General features: G+C 73.4%; 25 protein-coding genes. 19 read left to right on the plus strand and 6 right to left on the minus strand.

What is annotated here, in order from left to right:
* Positions 1–95 precede the first annotated feature (95 nt).
* Entirely contained in the window at positions 96–1121 is a 1026-nt protein-coding gene (locus tag ACTWJ9_RS28805; protein WP_443294928.1) for a hypothetical protein, read from the minus strand.
* A gap of 180 nt (positions 1122–1301) precedes the next feature.
* Here ACTWJ9_RS28805 and ACTWJ9_RS28810 point away from each other — a divergent pair, with 180 nt between their 5' ends.
* Positions 1302–1739 (plus strand): DUF4442 domain-containing protein, encoded by a 438-nt coding sequence (locus ACTWJ9_RS28810; RefSeq protein ID WP_279338129.1) that lies wholly within the window; start codon positions 1302–1304, stop codon positions 1737–1739.
* 43 nt (positions 1740–1782) lie between these two features.
* On the opposite strand, the gene ACTWJ9_RS28815 is transcribed toward ACTWJ9_RS28810, so the two are convergent.
* Complete coding sequence (locus ACTWJ9_RS28815) at positions 1783–2247, minus strand: cyclic nucleotide-binding domain-containing protein (protein ID WP_279337185.1); 465 nt, start codon at positions 2245–2247, stop codon at positions 1783–1785.
* Positions 2248–2521: 274 nt separating this feature from the next.
* On the opposite strand from ACTWJ9_RS28815, the gene ACTWJ9_RS28820 reads away from it, so the two are divergent.
* Positions 2522–3430 (plus strand): universal stress protein, encoded by a 909-nt coding sequence (locus tag ACTWJ9_RS28820; protein ID WP_279337186.1) that lies wholly within the window; start codon positions 2522–2524, stop codon positions 3428–3430.
* Positions 3431–3477: 47 nt separating this feature from the next.
* Here the strand turns inward: ACTWJ9_RS28820 and ACTWJ9_RS28825 are convergent, their stop codons facing one another.
* The gene (locus tag ACTWJ9_RS28825) at positions 3478–4011 is read right to left on the minus strand and encodes a gamma carbonic anhydrase family protein (RefSeq protein WP_387040849.1); all 534 of its coding nucleotides are present in this window, start codon (positions 4009–4011) and stop codon (positions 3478–3480) included.
* Between the two features lie 108 nt (positions 4012–4119).
* On the opposite strand from ACTWJ9_RS28825, the gene ACTWJ9_RS28830 reads away from it, so the two are divergent.
* The 3 genes from ACTWJ9_RS28830 (at position 4120) to ACTWJ9_RS28840 (ending at position 6260) form a co-directional block, all read left to right on the plus strand.
* Entirely contained in the window at positions 4120–4947 is an 828-nt protein-coding gene (locus ACTWJ9_RS28830) for an acyltransferase (protein WP_388708164.1), read from the plus strand.
* A 139-nt stretch (positions 4948–5086) separates the two neighbouring features.
* A complete protein-coding gene (locus tag ACTWJ9_RS28835; protein ID WP_279338130.1) occupies positions 5087–5659 on the plus strand; it encodes a helix-turn-helix domain-containing protein in 573 nt (190 codons plus the stop codon).
* Between the two features lie 43 nt (positions 5660–5702).
* Positions 5703–6260, plus strand: a complete 558-nt coding sequence (locus tag ACTWJ9_RS28840) for a YbaK/EbsC family protein (protein ID WP_443294929.1) — start codon at positions 5703–5705, stop codon at positions 6258–6260.
* A gap of 45 nt (positions 6261–6305) precedes the next feature.
* Here ACTWJ9_RS28840 and ACTWJ9_RS28845 read toward each other — a convergent pair whose 3' ends face one another.
* Positions 6306–7331, minus strand: a complete 1026-nt coding sequence (locus tag ACTWJ9_RS28845) for a cation diffusion facilitator family transporter (protein WP_279337190.1) — start codon at positions 7329–7331, stop codon at positions 6306–6308.
* 61 nt (positions 7332–7392) lie between these two features.
* Between ACTWJ9_RS28845 and ACTWJ9_RS28850 the strand changes: the two genes are divergently transcribed.
* The 3 genes from ACTWJ9_RS28850 (at position 7393) to pspAB (ending at position 9437) form a co-directional block, all read left to right on the plus strand.
* Positions 7393–7743, plus strand: coding sequence for an ArsR/SmtB family transcription factor (locus tag ACTWJ9_RS28850; RefSeq protein WP_388708160.1), 351 nt, complete (start codon positions 7393–7395; stop codon positions 7741–7743).
* 146 nt (positions 7744–7889) lie between these two features.
* The gene (gene htpX, locus ACTWJ9_RS28855) at positions 7890–8804 is read left to right on the plus strand and encodes a zinc metalloprotease HtpX (RefSeq protein WP_279337192.1); all 915 of its coding nucleotides are present in this window, start codon (positions 7890–7892) and stop codon (positions 8802–8804) included.
* A gap of 30 nt (positions 8805–8834) precedes the next feature.
* Positions 8835–9437: a PspA-associated protein PspAB gene (gene pspAB / locus ACTWJ9_RS28860; RefSeq protein ID WP_279337193.1), complete on the plus strand. Its 603-nt coding sequence runs from the start codon at positions 8835–8837 to the stop codon at positions 9435–9437.
* Between the two features lie 29 nt (positions 9438–9466).
* On the opposite strand, the gene ACTWJ9_RS28865 is transcribed toward pspAB, so the two are convergent.
* Positions 9467–9874, minus strand: a complete 408-nt coding sequence (locus ACTWJ9_RS28865) for a CoA-binding protein (protein ID WP_279337194.1) — start codon at positions 9872–9874, stop codon at positions 9467–9469.
* Positions 9875–9988: 114 nt separating this feature from the next.
* Here ACTWJ9_RS28865 and ACTWJ9_RS28870 point away from each other — a divergent pair, with 114 nt between their 5' ends.
* From ACTWJ9_RS28870 to ACTWJ9_RS28910, 9 genes are all read left to right on the plus strand, one after another.
* Positions 9989–10753: a hypothetical protein gene (locus ACTWJ9_RS28870; RefSeq protein ID WP_279337195.1), complete on the plus strand. Its 765-nt coding sequence runs from the start codon at positions 9989–9991 to the stop codon at positions 10751–10753.
* A gap of 23 nt (positions 10754–10776) precedes the next feature.
* Complete coding sequence (locus tag ACTWJ9_RS28875) at positions 10777–11316, plus strand: SixA phosphatase family protein (RefSeq protein ID WP_279337196.1); 540 nt, start codon at positions 10777–10779, stop codon at positions 11314–11316.
* 9 nt (positions 11317–11325) lie between these two features.
* Positions 11326–11952: a YigZ family protein gene (locus ACTWJ9_RS28880; RefSeq protein ID WP_387040864.1), complete on the plus strand. Its 627-nt coding sequence runs from the start codon at positions 11326–11328 to the stop codon at positions 11950–11952.
* A gap of 1051 nt (positions 11953–13003) precedes the next feature.
* Positions 13004–13360 carry a rhodanese-like domain-containing protein gene (locus ACTWJ9_RS28885; protein ID WP_279337198.1) on the plus strand — a complete coding sequence of 119 codons (357 nt, stop codon included), beginning with the start codon at positions 13004–13006 and terminating at the stop codon, positions 13358–13360.
* Entirely contained in the window at positions 13357–14757 is a 1401-nt protein-coding gene (locus ACTWJ9_RS28890; RefSeq protein ID WP_443294930.1) for an MBL fold metallo-hydrolase, read from the plus strand. Before ACTWJ9_RS28885 ends, ACTWJ9_RS28890 begins: the two co-directional genes overlap by 4 nt.
* Entirely contained in the window at positions 14754–15335 is a 582-nt protein-coding gene (locus tag ACTWJ9_RS28895; RefSeq protein ID WP_279337200.1) for a rhodanese-like domain-containing protein, read from the plus strand. Before ACTWJ9_RS28890 ends, ACTWJ9_RS28895 begins: the two co-directional genes overlap by 4 nt.
* Before the next feature lie 5 nt (positions 15336–15340).
* On the plus strand, positions 15341–16201 hold the full coding sequence (locus tag ACTWJ9_RS28900) for a sulfite exporter TauE/SafE family protein (protein ID WP_279337201.1): 861 nt from the start codon (positions 15341–15343) through the stop codon (positions 16199–16201).
* Between the two features lie 172 nt (positions 16202–16373).
* A complete protein-coding gene (gene trxA / locus ACTWJ9_RS28905; protein ID WP_443294931.1) occupies positions 16374–16742 on the plus strand; it encodes a thioredoxin in 369 nt (122 codons plus the stop codon).
* Positions 16743–16761: 19 nt separating this feature from the next.
* On the plus strand, positions 16762–17004 hold the full coding sequence (locus tag ACTWJ9_RS28910) for a metal-sensitive transcriptional regulator (RefSeq protein ID WP_443294932.1): 243 nt from the start codon (positions 16762–16764) through the stop codon (positions 17002–17004).
* 20 nt (positions 17005–17024) lie between these two features.
* On the opposite strand, the gene ACTWJ9_RS28915 is transcribed toward ACTWJ9_RS28910, so the two are convergent.
* On the minus strand, positions 17025–17420 hold the full coding sequence (locus ACTWJ9_RS28915; RefSeq protein ID WP_279337204.1) for a DUF302 domain-containing protein: 396 nt from the start codon (positions 17418–17420) through the stop codon (positions 17025–17027).
* 563 nt (positions 17421–17983) lie between these two features.
* Here ACTWJ9_RS28915 and ACTWJ9_RS28920 point away from each other — a divergent pair.
* The gene (locus tag ACTWJ9_RS28920) at positions 17984–19147 is read left to right on the plus strand and encodes an exonuclease SbcCD subunit D (protein WP_443294933.1); all 1164 of its coding nucleotides are present in this window, start codon (positions 17984–17986) and stop codon (positions 19145–19147) included.
* Positions 19144–22137, plus strand: a complete 2994-nt coding sequence (locus tag ACTWJ9_RS28925; protein ID WP_279337206.1) for an SMC family ATPase — start codon at positions 19144–19146, stop codon at positions 22135–22137. Before ACTWJ9_RS28920 ends, ACTWJ9_RS28925 begins: the two co-directional genes overlap by 4 nt.
* The last annotated feature ends 202 nt before the right edge of the window (positions 22138–22339 follow it).

The following is a 22339-nucleotide window of genomic DNA, read 5'->3' on the forward strand; positions in this document are numbered from 1 at the left end:
CGCCGGGGGGCGGCCGACTTGCCAAATGTGCCGAGGGCCGCTCCGTTCGTTTCCCGCTGCCCGCCGTTCGTTCCCCCCCGCCCGCTACGGCTCGGTCACGACTCGGTCGGTGCTTCCTCGGTGAGCCGCACCGTGCTGAGGATCTTCTGCACGGTGGCCTCCGGGATCTCGTCCTTGACGCCCTTGGCGCCGTACAGGTTCCAGGTGACGAAGTCCCCGGCGCCGTTCTTGAACGCGAAGGTGATCGCCTTGCCCTCGCTGTCGCACTTGCCGTTCTGCGGCGTGCCCTCCGAGTACGCGGTGACGACGCTGCCCTCGAGACCCGAGGCGGTCGTGTAGGCCTTCGGCTTCCCGGCCTTCACGCTCTTCTTGTCGGGCTGCGTGTAACCGCCGAAGATCCACCACGGCACACGGGTCTCCGCCGCCATGTCGGTGTTCTTGGCGCCGTTCTCACCACGGGTTCCGGCGGTGACGAGGGAGGTCTTCTCCTCGCGGCCGTCCTTGTCGTCGTCGCTCGTGCACCACTTGGACTTCAGGTAGGCCGGGGCGGTGACGGTGGTGCGGCCCGTCTCACCGTCCTTCTCCTCCCATTCGAAGCCCACACTGGTGCCGGGGGTCTCGATCTCCCAGTCGGCCGGGACGTCGAACGTGGTGCCGAAACGGGTGTTCGTGACGACCTGCCAGCCCGGAACGGTCGCCTTCTCCGCCTCACCGCCCCGCGGGTTGTCCTCGGAGCCGGATGAGGATGTGCTCGGCTCCGCGGACGGGTCCGCGGGCGCGCTCACGGGCGGCTTCTCGTCCTTCTTGCCGGCCGTGTCGCGCTTGTCGCCGTTGTCGCCGCCCAGCACCAGGAAACCGGTGACACCGGCGGCCACGACGACAGCCGTCGCCGCCACGACGGCCACCAGCTTCGTCCGGTTCCCGCCGCCCCCGCCCTGCGGCGGCTGGGGCATGCCCACGGTGGTCGGCGTCCCCCACTGCTGGTGCTGCTGCGCGTAGGGGTTGGGCTGCTGGGCACCGGGCTGCTGATACGGATTCGGCTGCTGGTACCCCGGCTGCTGATACGGATTGTCCGACTGCGGGTTCTGCTCGCCCCCGGGCGGCTGGTTTCCTGGCCACATGGTCAGCCACCCTAGTCCTGCCAGTGACACGATCAGGTCACTGCCTTTTGACGGGGACGTAGCAATCAGGGGGTGAGTGCCGCGGCGGCGGGCCGCCGGTCCGGGGCGTCGGAGGGCGGCTCCGGATCCTGGCCGACATGTTCTACCCATGGGTAACATGCGGCCATGAGCCAAGACCAGATGACCATCGGCGAGATGCTCGCCGCCACGGTGCCCATGGCCCGGACCCTCAACCTCGAGTTCCTGGAGACCACTTCGGAGCGGGCCGTGGTGTCCCTGCCGGACCAGGGCGACTACCACAACCACGTGGGCGGCCCGCACGCCGGCGCCATGTTCACCCTCGGTGAGTCGGCGAGCGGCGCCATCGTGCTCGCCGCCTTCGGGGACCAGCTCGCGCGAGCCGTACCCCTGGCGGTCCGCGCCGAGATCGCCTACAAGAAGCTGGCGATGGGCCCGGTCACCGCCACCGCGACCCTCGGCCGCCCGGCCGCCGAGGTCGTGGCGGAACTGGACGGGGGCCGGCGTCCCGAGTTCCCGGTGACGGTCGCCATCCGGCGCGAGGACGGTGCCGTGACCGGGGAGATGACGGTCGTCTGGACGCTCCGTCCCAACGGCTGACCGAGGGGGCGGGCCGACGGCGGGCGGCGGTGGAGGGTTCGGTTCAGACTCCGCTGCCCGCCCCGTAAGGGCCGTACAGGTCCAGCAGCCGGACCCGGGCGGCGTGCAGCCGGTGGGAGACCACGCTGCCCACCCACTGGGAGAGGTCCCGCCCGAGGGCCGGCTCCTCCTTGCTCAGCGCGTGGACCGCCCCGGCGTCGAACTCGTAGGCCCGCACCGGAGTGACCGCCTCGGCGCCCAGATGCCAGACGTGCGGGCTGTACAGCCAGGACCAGCCGACGAGTTCGTTGTGGCCGAGACGTTCGATGACGGCGGCCCGGCGGCCGGGCACGTGCATGTCGAGCTCGATGGTGCCGGTACGGATCACCCAGAACCGGTCCGCGTGGCCACCCTCCTCGAACAGCCGGGCCCCTTGCGGAAAGGACACCTCCCGAGCGTTCTGCAGGAGTTTCACCCGGTGTTCGGCGGGCAGAGCGCGCGGCATGCTGGGGGACGGGGGAGCGAACATCGCGGACCTCCCATACGGGGTGCGGGAACTGCCGTGGTGGTCTAAGCCTCCTGCGGAAACCCGTCCGTGGCCATGGGCCGTACGGCCCTGATGCGTCACGTCCGCCCCGTGCCGGGCTGGTCCCGCACGCCGTACGGGACCCGGTGGTCCGGGCGCTCCCTCCCCCGCGGGAGCAGGACCTTCGGCACCCGCGGGGGACCCGCGGTCCCTGTCGTCAGGCTATTCTCCGGCCCGACGCTGTGGATGATCCCACCGACAACAGGAGGCGCACGTCATGTCCCGCACCATCACGGTCGGTTTCGACGGTTCGGCCGAGAGCCGGGCCGCGGCCGAATGGGCGGCCCGCGAGGCGAAGCTCCGTGGTCTGCCGCTGCGGCTGCTCGAGGTCCGCGAGCCCCTTCCGGATCCTGTGTCCCAGGCCCTGTCCCTCGGCGGGGAGAACTCCTCCGCCGACGGCGGGGACCGTGCGCGCAGTGAGGCCGCCGAGGGGCTGCGGCTGCGCCACCCCGGCATCGAGGTCACCGCGGAGCAGGCCACCGGCCGGCCCTACGAGGTGCTCGTCAAGGCGGCCGAGGAGGCCGAACTGCTCGTACTGGGCTCCCGGGGGATGGGAGCCTTCGCCGGGTTCCTGGTCGGCTCCGTCGGCCTCGCCGTCGTGGCCCGTGCCGAGCGGCCCGTCGTCCTGGTCCGCGCCGGGGAGCAGGCCACCGACGAACACGAGCCGGACCCCGCGGGCATCCCGTCCGCCGCGAGCCGCTACCGGCCCGTCCTCCTCGGCGTGGACACGGACCGGCCCGACGAGGCGGTGATCCGGTTCGCGTTCGCCGAGGCGGCCCGGCGGGGCACCGGCCTGCGCGTCGTGCACGGCTGGAACCTGCCGCCGTACTACGTCCACGGGCTGCCGGCCGACCCGGAGACGTACCAGAAGGTCAGCGCGGAGCAGGCCGCGACGCTGACGAAGATCCTCGTCCCCTGGCGGGCGGAGTTCGGGGACGTCGAGGTGACGGAGGAGTCCTTCGGCGGCAGCCCCTCCATCCGGCTGATCGAGGCGTCCCGGGAGTCCTCGCTCGTCGTGGTCGGACGCCGCGTCCGACGGAACCCGTTCGGCATCCGCGTCGGACCCATCGCCCACGCCGTGCTGCACCACTCCGCGGCACCCGTCGCCGTCGTCGCGCACGACTGATCCGGCGCAGGCGGGACCGGGGCACCGGCCGGTGCCCCGGTCCCGCCTCAGGGCGTACCGTGCGCGTCGCGGTGCGCCTTCGCCAGTTCCGCGTACATCGTCCCGTTGAGCGTCAGTCCCGCACGCTCCTCCTCGGTGAGCTCCCGCCGCACCTTCGCCGGGACCCCCGCGACGAGGGAGCCCGGCGGCACCTCCATGCCCTGCGGCACCAGCGCCTGTGCGGCCACCAGGGAACCGGCGCCGATCACCGCGCCGTTGAGCACCGTGGCACCCATGCCGATCAGGCAGTCGTCCCCGACCGTCGCCCCGTGCACCACGGCGTTGTGCCCGATGGAGACCCGCTCGCCGACGGTGACGGGGAAGCCCGGATCGGCGTGCAGCGTGCAGTTGTCCTGGACGTTGCTGCTCGCGCCGACGGAGATGCCCTCCACGTCACCGCGCAGGACCGCGCCGTACCAGACACTGGTGCCCGCCCGCAGCGTCACGTCCCCGATCACCGTGGCGGTGGGTGCCACGAAGGCCTCCCGGTCCACCTGCGGCTCCCTGCCACCGATCCCGGTGATCAGTGCCCTGTGCGTCATCGTCGCCTCCTGGTCGGGTGATGTCAGGCACCGTACGCCGACACGGTGGGGTGAAGATCACAGGGCCTCCGGCTCTTCGACGGCACGCCCGCCGACTACGGTGAGCGGGTGCCGAAGAGCAGGAACACGTTCTCGTCCTGGCTGCGCCGCCTCGCGCAGCGCGCCGTCCACGCGGGCTGGGCGTGGGCGCAGCGCACGGGCTCGGTGACCGCCGAGCACCCCGGCCGCCTCCGGTTCGGGGCGATGGGAACGGGCACCAGGCTGGCCTTCCCGCTCGGCACCGTCTTCGGTGAGCCCTGGATCCATCTCGGCGCCCACTGCATCATCGGCGAACAGGTCACCCTCACCGCCGGCCTGATGCCCGGTCTGGAGCTGGGCCCCGCCCCGATCCTGCGCCTCGGTGACGGCGTCGTCCTGGGCCGCGGCAGCCATGTCATCGCCGACACCACCGTCACCATCGGCAGCGACTGCTACTTCGGGCCGTACGTCTACGTCACCTCCACCAACCACTCCTACGACGATCCCCACGAGCCCATCGGCAGGCAGTGGCCGCGGATGGACCCGGTGGAGATCGGCCCGGGCTGCTGGATCGGCACCGGGGCGGTGATCCTGCCGGGCGCGCGGATCGGACGGAACGTGGTGGTGGCCGCGGGCGCGGTGGTCCGGGGCACGGTGCCCGACCACGCCGTGGTCGCGGGCGCCCCGGCCCGCGTCGTACGCCGCTGGACCCCGGCCGACGGCTGGCAGCCGCCGCTGCGCACTCCGGCACCGGTGCCGATCCCGGAGGGCGTCACCCCGGAGCAGCTGCGGGCGCTGGCGACGCTGGACGCCGAGTGCGTCGAGGACGCCGAGGATGCCGGGGACGTCAAGGAGGCCCCGGTTCTCAAGGACCTCAAGGAACCGGTCCGGCTGGTCGAGCTGGAGCCCGAGAGCTGACCTCCGCCCCCGGCGGGCCGGCGGCCAGGGCGAGGACCGCTGCCACGGCGAACCGCACAGTACAGTTCGGTGGACGATCGGGTGCACCGCACCGCAGTCGAACGAGTTGAACGCTGTCATCCGGAACATGGGACGGAACGTGTCGGATCTCGACCTGCTGACCCAGTCGCTGGCGCGCAACGTCAAGCGCTGGCGCACCGAGCGGGCCTTCACCCTGGACGCGCTCGCGGCGCGGGCCGGAGTGAGTCGCGGCATGCTCATCCAGATCGAGCAGGCCCGCACCAACCCGAGCATCGGCACCGTCGTCAAGATCGGCGACGCGCTCGGTGTCAGCATCACCACCCTGCTCGACTACGAGCAGGGCCCCAGGGTCCGTATCGTCCCCGCCGACCGGGCCGTACGGCTCTGGCACACCGAGGCCGGCAGCTGGAACCGGCTGCTCGCGGGCACCGAGGCCCCCGGACCGGTGGAGATGTGGGACTGGCGTCTCATGCCGGGCGAGAGCAGCGACTCCGACCCGCACCCGGTCGGCACGGTCGAGCTGCTCCACGTCACGGCCGGGGAACTGACGCTCACCGTCGACGGCACGGAGCACCGCGTCCCGGCCGGCGCCAGCGCCTCCTTCGAGGCCGACACCCCGCACACCTACGGCAACCAGGGCGCCGAACCCATGGAGATGATCATGGCGGTCTCGGTCCCGCCCGTGCGCTGAGACGACCCGCCGGCGCCCGCCGAGCGGCTGTTACGGTCCCGCCATGCGCGCACCCATCGGCTCCTTCGACCACGCCACCCCCGCCCCCGACTGCCTCGACGATCTCGTCGCGCCGGTCGCCGCGGCCGTCCACGCCTGGAACGGCAGCGTCCCCGCCGGGCAGATCCTCTACGTCGACACGGACCCGCGCCGGGCCGACACCGCCGTCTTCGTGGAGCACTACGGCCAGGACCTGCTGGAGCGGTCGGCGAACTGCGTGGTGGTGGCGGGCAAGCGCGGAGGCGGGACCACCCTCGCCGCATGCGTCGTCCTGTCCACCACCCGGGCCGACGTCAACGGGGTCCTGCGCCGCCGGCTCGGCGCCCGCAAGGCGTCGTTCGCCCCGATGGACACGGCCACGGGGGAGACCGGCATGGAGTACGGGGGCATCACCCCGATCGGGCTCCCGGCCGACTGGCCGGTGCTGGTGGACGCGGCCGTCGTCGACCTGCCGTACGTGCTGGTCGGCAGCGGGCGCCGCCGGGGCAAACTCCTCGTGCCGGGCAAGGCCTTCGCCGAACTGCCGGGCGCGGTCGTGCTGGAGGGCCTGGGGGTGGCCTGAACGGGGGCGTAGCGGCCCGGCCCGGGCGGAGCAGGGGTGCCGCGGTCACGCCGTCGCGTGGTGGGCCAGGGGCAGGTGCGGGTCCCGCTCGCCGGGGACGGGTTCCGGGTCGGCGTGGACCAGGGCCGCGGTCAGCCGGGGCACGGCGTGCAGCAGGGCGTGCTCGGCGTCGACCGCGATGCGGTGGGCCTCCCGCACCGTCGCCCCGCCGTCCACCACCACCGCCACCTCGGCGCGCAGCCGGTGCCCGATCCAGCGCAGCCTCAGCTCGCCCACGCCGCGTACCCCGGGGACCCGGGTCAGTGCCTGCTCCGCCCGGTCCACCAGCGCCGGGTCGACGGCGTCCATCACCCGCCGGAACACCTCCCGCGCGGCGTCCCGCAGCACCAGGGCGATCACCGCGGTGATCACCAGTCCCACGACCGGGTCCGCGAACTGCCACCCCAGAGCCGATCCGCCGGCCCCCAGCAGCACGGCGAGTGAGGTGAACCCGTCCGTCCGGGCGTGCAGCCCGTCGGCGACCAGCGCGGCCGAGCCGATGGCACGGCCGACCCGGATGCGGTAACGGGCCACCCACTCGTTGCCCGCGCACCCGGCGAGTGCGGCCGCGGCGACCGCCGGAACGTGGTCCACGGGACGCGGGTCGAGCAGCCGGTCCACCGCCGTCCAGCCGGTGAACACCGCGGAGGCGGCGATCGTCAGCACGATCGCGATGCCGGCCAGGTCCTCGGCCCGGCCGTAGCCGTAGGTGAAACGGCGGGTGGCGGCGCGCCGGCCCAGCACGAAGGCGAGGGCGAGCGGTACGGCGGTCAGCGCGTCCGCGGTGTTGTGCACCGTGTCGCCGAGCAGCGCGACCGAACCCGAGACGGCCACCACGACCGCCTGGGCCAGCGCCGTCACACCGAGCACCGCCAGCGAGATCCACAGCGCCCGCAGGCCGCGGGCCGAGGACTCGAGGGCGGAGTCGAGCTTGTCCGCGGTCTCGTGGGAGTGCGGGGCGAGCAGGTGGCGGAGGCGGTGGCGCGGGGACGTTCCGGGGTGCGGGTGCTTGTGCTCGTACCGGGCGCACATGGGGATCCCCTTCCGGTGGGCGGGGTGGACGCGGTGCCGCCCAGGGGGCCATTATGTGCGTATGAGCGCACGCATGCACCTGTCACCTGCGCACCCACGCATCCCCGGCGACCGGCGGTTCGCGCTCGCGGCGGAACTCCTCGCCCTGCTCGGTGACCGCACCCGGCTGACCCTGCTGCACGCCCTGAGCGGCGGCGAGGCCGACGTCAGCACGCTCACCGAGGCGTGCGGGGCGGCGCGACCCGCGGTCAGCCAGCACCTGGCACGGCTGCGCCTCGCGGGACTGGTGGACACGCGGAAGGAGGGCCGCAGGGTCATCTACTCACTGCGCGACGGACATCCGCGCCGACTGGTGGACGAGGCGCTGAACGTGGCCGGCCACCGGATCGGCGGCCGTCCCCCGCACGACTGACGGCAGCAGCGGGTCCGGACCCCCGTGCCGTGCACACCGGCCCGGGCCGACGGGTTCCGCGCCGGGCCCCGCCGCACGCAAAAGGGGCACACTGGCAGGAGAGGGATGTGCAGTGTGGCAGTGCACGTTCACTGGAGGTGATCCGGATGCCCAGGACCCGGTCGCATTCGCGGTACGCCCCGGACCGGGGCCTCACCACCCGCATGGTGACGACGATGTTCCTGATCGGGCTGCTCTACGTCGTCTTCGTCGGGGTTCTGCTGGCCCTCGTGAAGAACGCGTGGCCCGTCATCCTGCTGTTCGCGGGCATCCTGTTCGTCGCGCAGTTCTGGTTCAGCGACCGGATCGCGGCCTTCAGCATGGGGGCGCGCGAGGTGACCCCCGAGCAGGCTCCCGGGCTGCACGGTTCCGTGGACCGCATCTGCGCCCTCGCCGACATCCCCAAGCCGCGGGTGGCGATCGCCGACAGCGACCTGCCGAACGCCTTCGCCACCGGCCGCAACGAGAGAACGGCCCTGGTGTGCGTCACCACGGGTCTGCTCCGCCGCCTGGAACCGGAGGAACTGGAGGGCGTCCTCGCCCATGAGCTGTCGCACGTCGCCCACCGGGACGTCGCCGTGATGACCATCGCCTCGTTCCTGGGCGTCCTGGCCGGCTTCATGACCCGCGCCGCGCTCTACACCGGCCTCGGCCGCACCAGCCGCGACAGCACCACCGCCCTCGTGGCGGTCCTGATCCCCCTGGTCAGCGCCGTCGTGTACGTGATCAGCTTCCTGCTGACCCGGCTGCTGTCCCGCTACCGCGAACTGTCCGCCGACCGCTCCGCCGCGCTGCTCACCGGCCGTCCGTCCGCACTCGCGTCCGCGCTCACCAAGGTGACCGGAGAGATGGCGAGGATCCCGACGAAGGACCTTCGCCGGGCGGAGCCGTTCAACGCCTTCTGGTTCGCACCGGCCTTCTCCTCCCGGGAGAGCCTGAGCCGGCTGCTCTCCTCCCACCCCACCCTCGAACAGCGCCTCGACCAGCTCGGCCGGATCTCGGCCCAGCTCGGCCGGGCATGACGATCCGACGAACCATGGAGGTGCCGTGCCGTGGGACTCCTCGACACCATCCTCGGCCGCAGCAAGCCGGTGCGCCCGGACCTCGACCAGCTCTTCAGCCTGCCCTCGGCCGCGATCACCGTGCAGGCGGGGGCGGGGTTCACCCCGACCGGGAGCGGATCGGTCTGCTTCGCGAGCGTGGAGGGCGGCGCGTTCGACCGGCTCCGGCAGGAGGTACGGGACCTGCTCGACGCCGACACCGGCCGGGGCGGCACACCCGTCGAGTACACCAGGGACGCGTACGGGTACACATGGATCCTCGTCCATCACCCCGCCGACGACACCGCCTCACTGGTCAACGACCTGCACGCCGTCAACACGCTCCTCCAGGACGCGGGCTTCGGCCCGCAACTCCTCTGCTCCCTGGTCGGGTTCCGGGCCACAACGGACCCTCGGGTCCTGGCGCTGGTCTATCTCTACAAGCGCGGTACCTTCTACCCCTTCGCGCCGCTCCCCGACGGCACGGAGCGGCGCGACAACGCGTTGGAACTCCAGATCAGGGCGCTCCTCGCGGACGACCTGCGCATCGAGGACGATCTGGCCCGCTGGTTCCCGGTGTGGGGCGCCCCGGGTCTCACCGGGCCCCGGCCCTGAGGCCCGGGGCCCGTGAAGCCCGACTCCGGCTAGCCCAGGCGCGGTATCTCGATCGCCGGGCAGCGGTCCATCACCATGTCCAGGCCCGCCGCGCGGGTCCGCTCGTAGGCCGTCTCGTCGACGACGTCCAGCTGGAACCACACCGCCTTGGCGCCCTTGGCGACGGCCTCGTCCGCCACCGCTCCGGCCAGTTCGCCGTTCACGAACACGTCGACGACGTCCACCTCGAAGGGGATGTCCGCGAGCGAGGCGTACCCCTGCTCGCCGTGCACCGTCTCGGCCTTCGGATGCACCGGCACCACCCGCTTGCCGAAGCGCTGCAGCACCTGGGCGACGCCGTACGCCGCGCGCTGCCGGTTCGACGACAGGCCCACCACGGCCCAGGTGTCGCCCAGCCCGGTGAGGATCTTGCGGACCGTTGCCTCGTCGCCGTACACCGTCAGGCCTCCTGAAGGGTCGTGGAAGAGCAGTTGCTCCGATGCTCCGACAACGGCCGAGTGGGTGCGGAGATTCCCGGCTCGGAACCGCGGCAGCCCCGAAAAGCGTGCGAGATGCCTGCGCGGGCCCGCTTGTGCGCCTACGCTCGCCTCGTGCTGCGCATCACCGACGCCCGGACCGGCGAACCCGTGGACGCCACCCCCGCCCGGCGGGGCCTCACCCGCGTCGAGGCCCACACGCGCGGATTCGATCCGACGAACCTGAGAGTGCTGCTCGTCGCCGACCTGCTCGTACGTGCCCTGGAGCTCGGCGGCACCCCGGTGTGGGCGCTGCTCGTGGGCGAACGGGACCTGCCCGAACTGCGCGCGGCGGGCGCGGCCCTCGGCGTACGGCCCTTCGAGGACAGCCGGGACGCCGGCACGGGACTGGGCGAGGCCCAGGTCCTGCACGTGGTGAGCGAGGGCGGCGGGACACCCGACGGGGTCCGGGTCGCCGTCGCGCCCGTCCGTCCAAAGGCCCCCGGCGTGTCGGACGGCACCGACCCGACCGTTCTGCGTCTGGCCCTGCTCGCGCACCCCAGGAGCAGTCCGCTGCGGCTCGACCCGGCCGCCCTGGACGACGCCGCCGGCACCCTCGCGCGCTGGCGCGGCGCGGTCGCCGCCTGGGCGCACCGGCCCTCGCGGCCCGTCCCCGACGCGGTGCGCGCGGACCTGCGCACCGCCTGGGAGGACGACCTGGACACGGCCGGCGTCCTCCGGGTGCTGCGGGACGTGGAGACCGCACCGGACCTGCCGGACGGCGCCCGCTTCGAGACGTACGCCTACGCGGACCGGCTGCTCGGCCTCGACCTCGCCCGAGACCTGGGATCCCCGGCGTGAGCGGGGCGGCGGGGGCGAGCGGGATGACCGGGCGCACCGGCGCGGGACGGGAGCGGCGGCTGGTCGTCCTGCGGCACGCCAAGTCCGCCTGGCCCGACGGCGTCGCCGACCGGGACCGCCCGCTGGCCGCGCGCGGCCGCCGGGACGCGCCCGCCGCCGGACGCGCGATCGCCGGGACCGTCGGCCTGCCCGGTCTCGTGCTGTGCTCCACCGCCGTCCGCACCCGCGAGACCTGGGAGCTGGCGGCGGCGCAGTGGGACACCTCCGTGCCGGTCCGGCACGAACCAAGGCTGTACGCCGCCGACGCCCCCGCGCTCCTGGCCGTGCTGCACGAGGTGCCCGCCGATATCGGCACCCTGCTGCTGATCGGCCACAACCCGGGCCTGGCCGACCTCGTCCTGACCCTGGCCGGCGACGGCGTGGACGACACGCTCGACCGGGTCCGCACCAAGTTCCCGACCTCCGCGATCGCTGTGCTGTCCTGGCGTGGTGCCGGCTGGCCGGACCTCGTCCCCGGCACCGCCCTGCTGACCGCCATGACCGTGCCCCGGGGCGCCGCATAGGCTGGCCGGATGCAGGACGAGTACCGCACCGTCGCCCGCGCGGGTGTGCACGAGACCGAGATCAACCGCTCCCGCTTCCTGTGCGCCCTCGCCCCGGCGGCCACCGAGCAGGAGGCGCAGGAGTTCATCGCCGGCGTCCGCAAGGAGCACGCCGCCGCCACCCACAACTGCTGGGCGTACGTCATCGGCGCGAACGCCTCCGTCCAGAAGGCCAGCGACGACGGGGAACCCGGCGGCACCGCGGGCGTCCCCATGCTCCAGATGCTGCTGCGCCGTGACATGCGGTACGTCGTCGCGGTCGTCACCCGCTACTACGGCGGCGTCAAGCTCGGCGCGGGCGGGCTGATCCGCGCCTACGGCGGCGCCGTCGGCGAGGCACTGGACGACGTCGGCACGCTCACCCGCCGCCGGTTCCGGCTGGCCACGGTGACGGTCGACCACCAGCGGGCCGGCAAGATCCAGAACGACCTGCGCTCCACGGGGCGCACGGTGCGGGACGTGCGCTACGCCGAGGCGGTCACGATCGAGATCGGCCTCCCCGACTCCGACGTCGTCGCCTTCCGGTCCTGGCTCGCGGACGCGACCGCCGGAACCGCCCGCCTCGAACTGGGCGGCGAGGCATACGGGGACGCGTGACCACCGCCGGGTCGCCTGAGAGGGACTCCGTTTCGCTGAGGAAGTGAAGGGACACGGCGCGCGGGCCGGTCTGGATGCTCAAGGCGGAGAGCCGTACCGGGCCGGGTGCGGAACCCGGCCCTGCGGACGCAGGGCCCGGGCCTGCCGGCACGGCCGGTGTCCCGTGCTCCGCGCGTTCCGGCGTCGGCGGCGGCGCGGACGGACGGGAGCCGTCGCGGGCGAAGACGTGTCGGAAGTAACCCCTTTGCCGCAGTGTCCGGTGTCCGGTGTCCGACGACGAGGGGCCGGCGGCCTCGTGGAGGGCGACGGCCTCGCTGACATCGGTGCTGCCCTGCTCCGCGGCGGCCTTGTCCACGAGGGGTCCTGCCGCGAACCGTGCGTCGGCCGTGGCGGAGGCCGGTTCGGCGCGGATGGATTCCGCCGCGGACTGCCCGGCCGCGCATGGGGACGAGACCGGCACGGCGACCAGCACCGGAAGGCAGCGCAGCACGGAACCCGCTCCGTGGTGTGAAGAGGGCGCTGCCATCGTGAGGGCTCCATGAGGCGGTACCGCATTCGGGAGTCACGGCAGGGCATACGGGCGGGGGTATGTGCTCGTGGGTCGTGAAGACGCCACTCGCGCCGGGGCGGCAGTGGTCCGAGGTGCCGCCCCGGCGAACGCCGAACCGCGTCCCGGCCGTGATCCGCCTCGACCTCGCGACAGGGCGGTGGGATCGGCGGCGGGGCCGCCCGGGCCGAACCGTGCCGCACGTCGGCGCGACTCGGGTCCGGCCGGGCGGCCGGGGCGCCGCTGAGGTCACGGCAGCGGTTCACCTCCGGGGTGTGAGGGTCGTCGGGCACGGAAGGCCGGACGACTGCGCCACCCGCAGGCTCCCTCCCGGGGCGGCGCAGTGCCCCGTCGCCTCCCCGTTCCGCGGTGGGGACGAAGGTCCGGCATGTGAGGCGCGTCACTCCCATATACCCCCCGGGGCATAAGCCGGGTCCTGTTACGGTTGAGCTCAGGCATACCCCCCAGGGTATTTCTGAAGGCAAGTGAGCAGGAGTTCCCCGCATGGTTCCCGAGATCGACCAGCAGAGCTTCGCCGAGGCGCACGCGGCAGGCGCCCTCGTCGTCGACGTCCGCGACAGCGGCGAGTACCGGGCCGGTCACGTCCCCGGCGCCCGGTCGGCACCGCTGCCCCATCTCCCCCTGATCCTCAGCGAGCTGTCCAAGGACCGCCGGGTCCACGTGATCTGCCAGAGCGGCGGCCGCAGCGCGCAGGCGACCTCCCTGCTCCGCGACCTGGGCTACGACGCCCACAGCGTCAGCGGCGGCACCGCCGCCTGGATCGAGGCCGGCCGCCCCGCGATCACCGGTGCCGAGCCCGGCACCCGCACCGTCCCGACCACTTCCGAGGAGACGCGATGATCACCGTTCTGCCCATCGAGACCCCTGGCCTGGGGGACCGCACCTACCTCGCCCACGACGGTTCCGTGGCCCTGGTGGTGGACCCCCAGCGCGACTACGACCGCGTCACCGCGCTGGCCGCCGCCGCCGGAGTGCGGATCACCCACGTGTTCGAGACGCACATCCACAACGACTACGTCACCGGCGGCCTGGCCCTGGCCCGCGAGGTGGGCGCGCAGTACCTGGTGAACGCCGACGACGAGGTCTCCTACGAGCGGACCCCGGTGCGCGACGGTCAGGTGATCGAGGTCGGCGACAGCCTGCGGGTGCGGGTGATCCACACCCCGGGGCACACCCACACCCACCTGTCCTACGCGCTGGAGGCCGCCGGAGAGCAGGTCGCGGTGTTCACCGGCGGCTCCCTGCTGTACGGCACCACGGGACGACCGGACCTGCTGGGCCCGGACCACACCGACACCCTGGTGCGGGCGCAGTGGCGCTCGGCGCACCGGCTGGCCGCGGAACTGCCGGACGAGACCGCCGTCTACCCGACCCACGGATTCGGCTCGTTCTGCTCCGCGACCCAGGCCGCCGGACTCTCCAGCACCATCGGCGAGGAGAAGCGGACCAACGCCGCGCTGACCGCCGACGAAGAGGCCTACATCGAGCAGCTCCTGGCGGGCCTGGACGCCTACCCGGCCTACTACGCCCACATGGGCCCGGCCAACTCCGGCGAGGTGGGCAAGCCGGACCTGTCCGCGCCGTCCGTGGCGGACCCGGCCGAGTTGCGGCGCCGGATCGAGGCCGGCGAGTGGGTGGTGGACCTGCGCGAGCGCACCGCCTTCGCCGCCGGGCACCTGGCGGGCAGCCTCAACTTCGGCCTGGACGGCCAGTTCGTCACCTACCTGGGCTGGCTGATCCCGTGGGGCACCCCCCTCACCCTGCTCGGCGAGACCGCCGAGGACGTGGCCGAGGCCCAGCGCGAGCTGGTCCGCATCGGCATCGACCGCCCGGCCGCCATGGCCACCGGCGGCCCCGAGGACTGGACCGGGGGCGAGGCGCCGGTCTCCTACGAGCGCGCCACCTTCGGTGACCTGAAGGACGTCCTCGGCGGCGACGGCCTCGTCCTGCTGGACGTGCGCCGCAACCAGGAGCGCGCCGAGGCGCACATCCCGGGCTCGGTGCACATCCCCATCCACGAGGTGCCGGGCCGCCTCGAGGAGATCCCCGCGGGCCGTGTCTGGGTGCACTGCGCCGGCGGCTACCGCGCCGGCGTCGTCGCCGCCCTGCTCCACGCCCGCGGCCGTGACGTCGTCGCCGTCGACGACAGCTTCGACAACGCCCTCGACCTGGGGCTGTGCTCCCTCACCCCCGACATCCCCGCCCCCCGCGACAACCGACAGGAGACCAACGCATGACCACCCCCACCACCCCCCGCAGCCTGACCACCGACGAACTGCGCACCCGGCTCGACTCCGCCCGTCCGCCGCGCCTGCTCGACGTCCGTTCCCCCGCCGAGTTCGAGGGCGCGCACATCCCCGGCTCCTACAACGTCCCGCTGGGCACCCTGCGCGAGCACCGCGAGGAGCTGACGAGGCACCTGGACACCGACGTGGTGCTGGTGTGCCGCTCGGGCCAGCGTGCCGGCCAGGCCGAACGCGCCCTCGCCGAGGCAGGACTCCCCGGCCTGACGGTCCTGTCGGGCGGCATGACCGCCTGGGAGAAGTCCGGCGCGCCGACCGACTACGGCCAGGAGCGCTGGGACATGGAGCGCCAGGTCCGCCTGGCCGCCGGCTCCCTGGTGCTGGTCGGCGCCCTCGGCAGCTTCCTCGTCCCCGGCCTTCAGGCGCTGTCCGCGTTCGTCGGCGGCGGGCTGGCCTTCGCCGCCATCAGCAACACCTGTGCCATGGGGGTGATGCTGTCGAAGATGCCGTGGAACCGCATCCCGTCCTTCGACCCGCGCAAGGCCGTCGCCCAGCTCGCCGACGGCAGGTGAGCGTCATGACGCTGACGATCGTCCTGATCCTCGCGCTGCTGGTCGGCGTCTCCCTCGGGCTGCTCGGGGGAGGCGGGTCGATCCTGACCGTGCCGCTGCTGGTCTACGTCGCGGGCATGGACGCCAAGGAGGCCATCGCCACCTCCCTGTTCGTCGTCGGCGTCACCTCCGCCGTGGGCATGATCAAGCATGCCCGCGACGGACGGGTCCGCTGGCGCACCGGCGTCCTGTTCGGAGCGGCCGGCATGGCCGGTGCCTACACCGGCGGACTCGTCGGCGGCCACATTCCCGACGTCATCCTGCTGATCGCCTTCGCGGTCATGATGATCGTCACCGCCGCCGCCATGCTCCGGGGCCGCCGGGGTGTCGACCCCGACCGGGCCCACCGGCAGGTGCCGGTGGGGCGGGTCCTGCTGGACGGCGCGGCCGTCGGCCTGGCCACCGGCCTGGTCGGCGCCGGCGGCGGCTTCCTCGTCGTCCCCGCCCTGGCCCTGCTGGGCGGCCTGCCCATGCCGGTGGCCATCGGCACCTCACTGCTGGTCATCGCGATGAAGTCCGCCGCGGGCTTCGCCGGCTATCTGTCGAGCGTCCAGATCGACTGGACCCTGACCCTGGCCGTCACCGGATTCGCGGTCGTCGGCAGTCTGGCCGGAGCCCGGCTGGCCGGACGCGTCCCCGCCCACGTCCTCTCCCGGCTCTTCGCCTGGTTCGTGCTGGCCATGGGCACCTTCGTCCTGGTCCAGCAGGCTCCCGCCCACATAGCGGTCCCGGTCCTGGCGGCCATCGCCTCGCTGGGCGCCGGTGCGGGCGTCTGCTACGGCTTCATCGCCCGCTGTCCGCTGCGACGCGCCGTCCACCGGACCTAGCAGGTCACCGGACCCAGCGGCCCCTGGCCCCGCTGCCCCGGCGCACCGCTCTTCGGTGCGCCGGGGCAGCGGCATGCCGTGCCGTCCGGGGAGTGCCCCGCCCCGTTCCGGTGTCGTATACCCCGGGGGGTATCAAAAGCCACTACTTAGGCGAAACGGAAGGGACCGTCCCATGAGCACCGTCACACTCACCGCCGCGGACTTCGAGAACACCGTGTCCGGCAACGACATCGTCCTCGTCGACTTCTGGGCCTCCTGGTGCGGACCGTGCCGGATGTTCGCCCCCGTCTACGAGAAGGCCTCCGAGGCCCACTCCGACATCGTCTTCGGCAAGGTCGACACCGAGGCCGAGCGGGCCCTGGCCGCCGCGGCGGACATCACCTCGATCCCCACCCTGATGGCCTTCCGTGAGGGTGTCCTGGTGTTCTCCCGGCCCGGCGCCCTGCCGCCCCAGGCGCTGGACCAGTTGATCACCACCGTCCGCGGGCTCGACATGGACGAGGTCCGCGCCTCCCTCGCCACCCGGAGCCCCGGCCGGTGACCGCTTCCCCGCCGACCAGGTGCGGTCGGCCGCCGACCGGCTCAAGCGCGCACAGGGCCGGCTCGCCGGCGTCGCGCGCATGCTGGAAGAAGGGCGTGACTGTGAGGAGGTCGTCACCCGGCTCGCCGCGGTCAACCGCGCGCTGGACCGGGCCGGTTTCGCCATCGTCGCCGGCGGCCTCGAGGAGTGCCTGAGCCAGGAGGGCGGCGCCGACGGCCTCGACACCCAGAAGGTGGAGAAGCTCTTCCTGTCCCTCTTGTGACGCCCCGGCCCCGGCGCGGGTCAGGTGGCGGACAGGGCGTTCAGAGCGGCGTCCAGGCGGGCGGTGGCGTCGTCGGCGACGGGCTTGAGGGTGTCGAGGCCGGTGAGGGTGACCATGGTCCCCGGGTCGAGGGCCTGGACGAGCGTGCTGTCGCCGTCGCGGCGGACGACGACGTTGCACGGCAGGAGCAGGCCGATGGAGCGGTCGGCCTCCAGGGCCCGGTGAGCGAGCGGCGGGTTGCAGGCGCCGAGGATCAGGTAGTCCTCCATGTCGTGGCCGAGCTTGGCCTTGAGGGTGGCCCTGACGTCGATCTCGGTGAGGACGCCGAATCCCTGATCCGCCAGTGCCTCGCGGACGGCGGCGACGGCGGCGTCGAAGTCGGAGGTGGCCAGGCGGACGGTGCGGTCGTAGGACACGGTGAACTGCTCCTTCGGTGCGGAATGCCTGACTCCTTGATACCCCGCTGGGTACACGTCGGGGTGGAGGCGATACCGGGCAGGTTCCCGATTCCTCATGAATACCCCCCTGGGTATTTTTGTCCGGGGGAGTGACCTGGATCCGATGCTCTCGGCATCTGCCGGTTCTGGCGCGACATCGGCTGTGCCGCCGGCGCACTGACAGCCGACAAGGAGGAGGTATTTGACGCAAGGTGCCATCACTCTTCGGGTGCCGGTACCGCACCCGTTACGCCGGGTATTGTCCACAGAACCGGCGCTGAGCTGCAGCGATCTGCTCCGCCTCGCCTCGCGCTACGGTCGCTGTCCCGGAGAACCCGCTGTCCAGGGGTGTGGGGAGAACGCCTCCACGCGGATTCCGCAGACATTCGGTGTATGGGCTGACGCGAGATCGCGATGTGAGGCAGTGGTCAACCAGGTACCGGTAGGCGCTAGCGTGGTGGGCGCCGACCTGGGTTTCCCATGCCGGATTGTGCTGGTTTTTGGCGTGTTACCGAGAAAGATATGCAGGTCAGGGCCATTTTATGAGATTGCTGCACACTTCCGACTGGCACCTCGGCCGGTCGTTCCACCGGGTCGGCATGCTCGGTGCCCAGGCCGATTTCATCGGACACCTGGTGGCGACCGTGCGCGAGTACGCCGTCGACGCGGTGGTCGTGTCGGGAGACGTGTACGACCGGGCGGTGCCGCCGCTCGCCGCGGTGGAGCTGTTCGACGACGCCCTGCACCGCCTCGCCGGCCTCGGTGTGCCGACCGTGATGATCTCCGGGAACCACGACTCGGCCCGCCGTCTCGGCGTCGGCGCCGGGCTCATCGGGCGCGCGGGCATCCACCTGCGGACCGACCCCGCGGCGAGCGGCACCCCCGTGATGCTGTCCGACGCGCACGGGGAGGTCGCCTTCTACGGGCTGCCCTACCTGGAACCGGCGCTGGTCAAGGACGAGTTCGAAGTGGAGAAGGCAGGCCACGAGGCGGTGCTCGCGGCCGCCATGGACCGGGTCCGCGCCGATCTCGCCGCCCGTCCGCGCGGCACCCGGTCCGTGGTCCTCGCGCATGCCTTCGTCACCGGCGGCGCACCGAGCGACAGTGAGCGGGACATCACCGTCGGCGGGGTCGCCGCCGTGCCCGCCGGAGTGTTCGACGGCGTCGACTACGTGGCGCTCGGCCATCTGCACGGCTGCCAGACCCTCACCGAGCGGGTGCGCTACTCCGGCTCGCCGCTGCCGTACTCCTTCTCGGAGGCGGACCACCGCAAGAGCATGTGGCTCGTCGACCTGGACGCCGGCGGAACGGTCACCGCCGAGCGGCTCGACTGCCCGGTGCCGCGTGCCCTCGCCCGGATCCGCGGCACCCTGGAGGAGCTGCTCGCCGACCCCGCCCTCGCGCGGCACCGGGAGGCGTGGGTCGAGGCCACGCTCACCGACCCGGTCCGCCCCGCCGACCCCATGGCCCGGCTCACCGAACGCTTCCCGCACACCCTGAGCCTGGTCTTCGCACCCGAACGCGCGCCCGACGACCCGTCGGTGTCCTACGCCCGGCGCCTCGCCGGGCGCGACGACCAGCAGATCGCCGAGGACTTCGTCGCCCATGTGCGCGGCACCGGCCCCGACGAGCACGAGCGGGCCGTCCTGCGGGACACCGTCGACGCGGTCCGCGCCGCCGAGGCCGTGAACGAGGTGGCGCGATGAGGCTGCACCGGCTCGACATCACCGCCTTCGGCCCCTTCGGCGGCTCACTGACCGTCGACTTCGACTCACTCTCCGCCGCGGGCCTCTTCCTGCTGCACGGCCCCACCGGCGCCGGAAAGACCTCGATACTCGACGCCGTCTGCTACGCGCTGTACGGCTCCGTCCCCGGGGCCCGGCAGAACGGGCAGGGCACGGCGCTGCGCAGCGACCACGCGGCCCCCGCCACCCGCACGGGGGTCACCCTCGAACTCACCGTCGCCGGCCGCCGGCTGGAGGTCACCCGGCAGCCGCCCTGGCAGCGCCCGAAGAAACGCGGCACCGGCACGACCCTGGACAAGGCACAGAGTCGGCTGCGCGAACACGATCCGGTGAGCCGGTCCTGGAAGGACCTCAGCCGCTCCCACCAGGAGATCGGTGAGGAGATCACCCAGCTCCTCGGCATGAGCCGGGAGCAGTTCTGCCAGGTCGTCCTGCTGCCCCAGGGCGACTTCGCGCGTTTCCTGCGCGCCGACGCGGAGGCGCGCGGCAAACTGCTCGGCCGGCTCTTCGACACCCGCCGCTTCGCCGACATGGAGAAGCGCCTGGCCGAACGCCGCCGTGCCGCCGAGTCCCGAGTGCGGGACGGCGACGCCGAACTGCTCGCCGACGCGCACCGGATGCAGCAGGCCGCGGGCGGGGCCATGGAGCCGGCAGACCTCGTGCCGGGCGAACCGGGACTGGCCGAGAGCGTGCTGAGTGCGGCCGCCGTGGCCCGCAGCACCGCCCGCGAACAGCTCACCGTCGCCCGCTGCCGCCTCGCCGCGGCCGAGTCCGCCCAGACCGCCGCCGACCGGTCACTGGACGAGGCACGCGAACGGGACCGGTTGCAGCGGCGGTTCGCCGAGGCACGGCAGCGCGCGGCACGGCTGGCGGAGCGGGCCGAGGACCGGCAGGAGGCGCAGACGCGCCTGGACCGGTCCCGGAAGGCCGAGACGGTCGCCCCCGCCCTGGAACTGCGGGAGTCCGCCGACGCCGAACACCGGCGGGCGGCCGACGCCGAGGCGGATACCCGCGCCCTGCTTCCCCCGGCCCTCAGGGACGCGGGTGCGGCCGGGCTCGCGGCCGCCGCCCGCCGGGCCACCGAGGAACTGGGCGGGCTGGAGTCGGCCCGCCGCGCCGAGCGACGGCTCACGGAACTCCTCGGGGAGCGGGTGGCTCTGGACCGCCAGGAGCGCGCCGACGACGACGCGCTCGACGAGTCCGAGGCGTGGCTCACCGGCTGGGAGGAGACCCGCGCCGGCCTCCAGGACCGTATCGAGTCCGCGCAGGAGGCCGCGGCCCGGACCGGTGAGCTCGCCGTGCAACGCGACACCGCGCACAAGCGGTTGACCGCCGCACGGCTGCGGGACCAGCTGGCCGAGGACACCGAGGACGCCGCCGAACAGGCCCGCGCGGCCCGGGAACGGGCCCTCGAGGCCAAACAGCACTGGCTCGACCTCAAGGAACAGCGGTTGGCCGGCATCGCCGCCGAACTCGCCGCGGGCCTCACCGACGGCGACCCGTGCGCCGTCTGCGGTGCCACCGAACACCCCGCCCCCGCCCGCAAGGTCGCCGGCCACGTCGACCGCGAGGCGGAGGAGCGGGCCCTGGCCGCCCACCAGAGTGCCGAGGAGCACCGGGCCGACCAGGAAGGCCGTCTCGGCGCCGTACGCGAGGCGCTGGCCGCCGCCGGAGCGGAGGCGGGAGACACGCCGGCCGCCCACCTCGCCCGAGAAGCGGAGGAGTCGGAGCGGCGGTACGCGCAGGCCCGAGGCGCCGCCTCCGATCTGCACCCCGCCCGGGAACAGCTGCGCCAGGCGGAACACGAACATGAACGACGCGTCGCCGCCCAGCGGGAGGCGGCGGTGCGGGCCGCCGCCCGGGCGGGCCACCGGGAGCGGCTGGACCATGAACAGGACGCGCTGGAGGAGGAGTTGACCCAGGCGCGGGGTGACGCGGACAGCGTGGCCACGCGCGCCGCGCAACTGGAGCGGCACGCCGCACAGTTCACCGACGCCGCCGACGCGGCCCGCGTCGCCGACGGCACCGCACAGCGGCTCAAGGAGGCCGACGGCCGGCTCGCCGACGCCGCCTTCCGGGCGGGCTTCGCCACCCCGCGGGCGGCGGCCGAGGCACTCCTCGACGCGGCCGCCCACCGCGCACTGCAGGACCGGCTGGAGGCCTGGCAGCAGGAGGAGGCCGCCGTACGCGCGGTGCTCGCCGAGCCGGGCACCGCGGCCGCCGCCCAGCAGCCCCCCGCCGGCCTCACCGTCGCACAGCGCACCGCCGAGGACGCGGACCGCAGGACGCGCGAGGCGGCCTCCGCACGTGATGCCGCAGCCCGCCGCTGCGCCGAACTCGACCGGCTCTCCGCGCGGGCCACCGCCTCGGCGCGTCGGCTGGCGCCGCTGCGCGAGGAGTACGACCGGGTGGCCCGCCTGGCAGGCCTCACCGCGGGCACCTCGGCCGACAACGAACGCAGGATGCGCCTGGAGTCCTACGTCCTGGCCGCCCGCCTGGAGCAGGTCGCCGCCGCGGCGACCGCCCGGCTGCACCGGATGTCCTCCGGCCGCTACACCCTGGTGCACTCCGACGACCGCACCGGGCGCGGGCGCAGCGGCCTCGGACTGCACGTCGTGGACGCGTGGACCGGCCGGGAGCGGGACACCGCGACCCTCTCGGGCGGCGAGACCTTCTTCGCCTCGCTGGCCCTCGCGCTCGGACTCGCCGACGTCGTCACCGACGAGGCCGGCGGGGTCCGGCTGGACACCCTCTTCATCGACGAGGGCTTCGGCAGCCTCGACGACCAGACGCTCGACGAGGTCCTGGACGTCCTGGACTCCCTGCGGGAACGCGACCGCAGCGTGGGCATCGTCAGCCACGTCCCCGACCTGCGCCGCCGGATCCACGCCCAACTCGAGGTGGTGAAGGGCCGGTCGGGCTCGACGCTGCGGCAGCACGGAGTCACCTGAGCCGAGTCCGCGGGCCCACCACAGCAGTCGGGCCTCTCAGGTGTCGCACAGGGTGCGACCAGGCACGGTGGAGCGGGTGGAATCGGACGGCGGCCCCCTCAGGGCGGCACCGCAGAAGGCACCGCCCTTACGGACGGGCCGCCGACGGCAAGGAGACGGCCTCCGGCCACGACCGGGCCCGCGAGGCGGGCGGACATCCGTC

The organism is Streptomyces sp. GDS52 (genome assembly GCF_052246875.1).
GTDB classification, from domain to species: Bacteria; Actinomycetota; Actinomycetes; order Streptomycetales; family Streptomycetaceae; genus Streptomyces; species Streptomyces cathayae.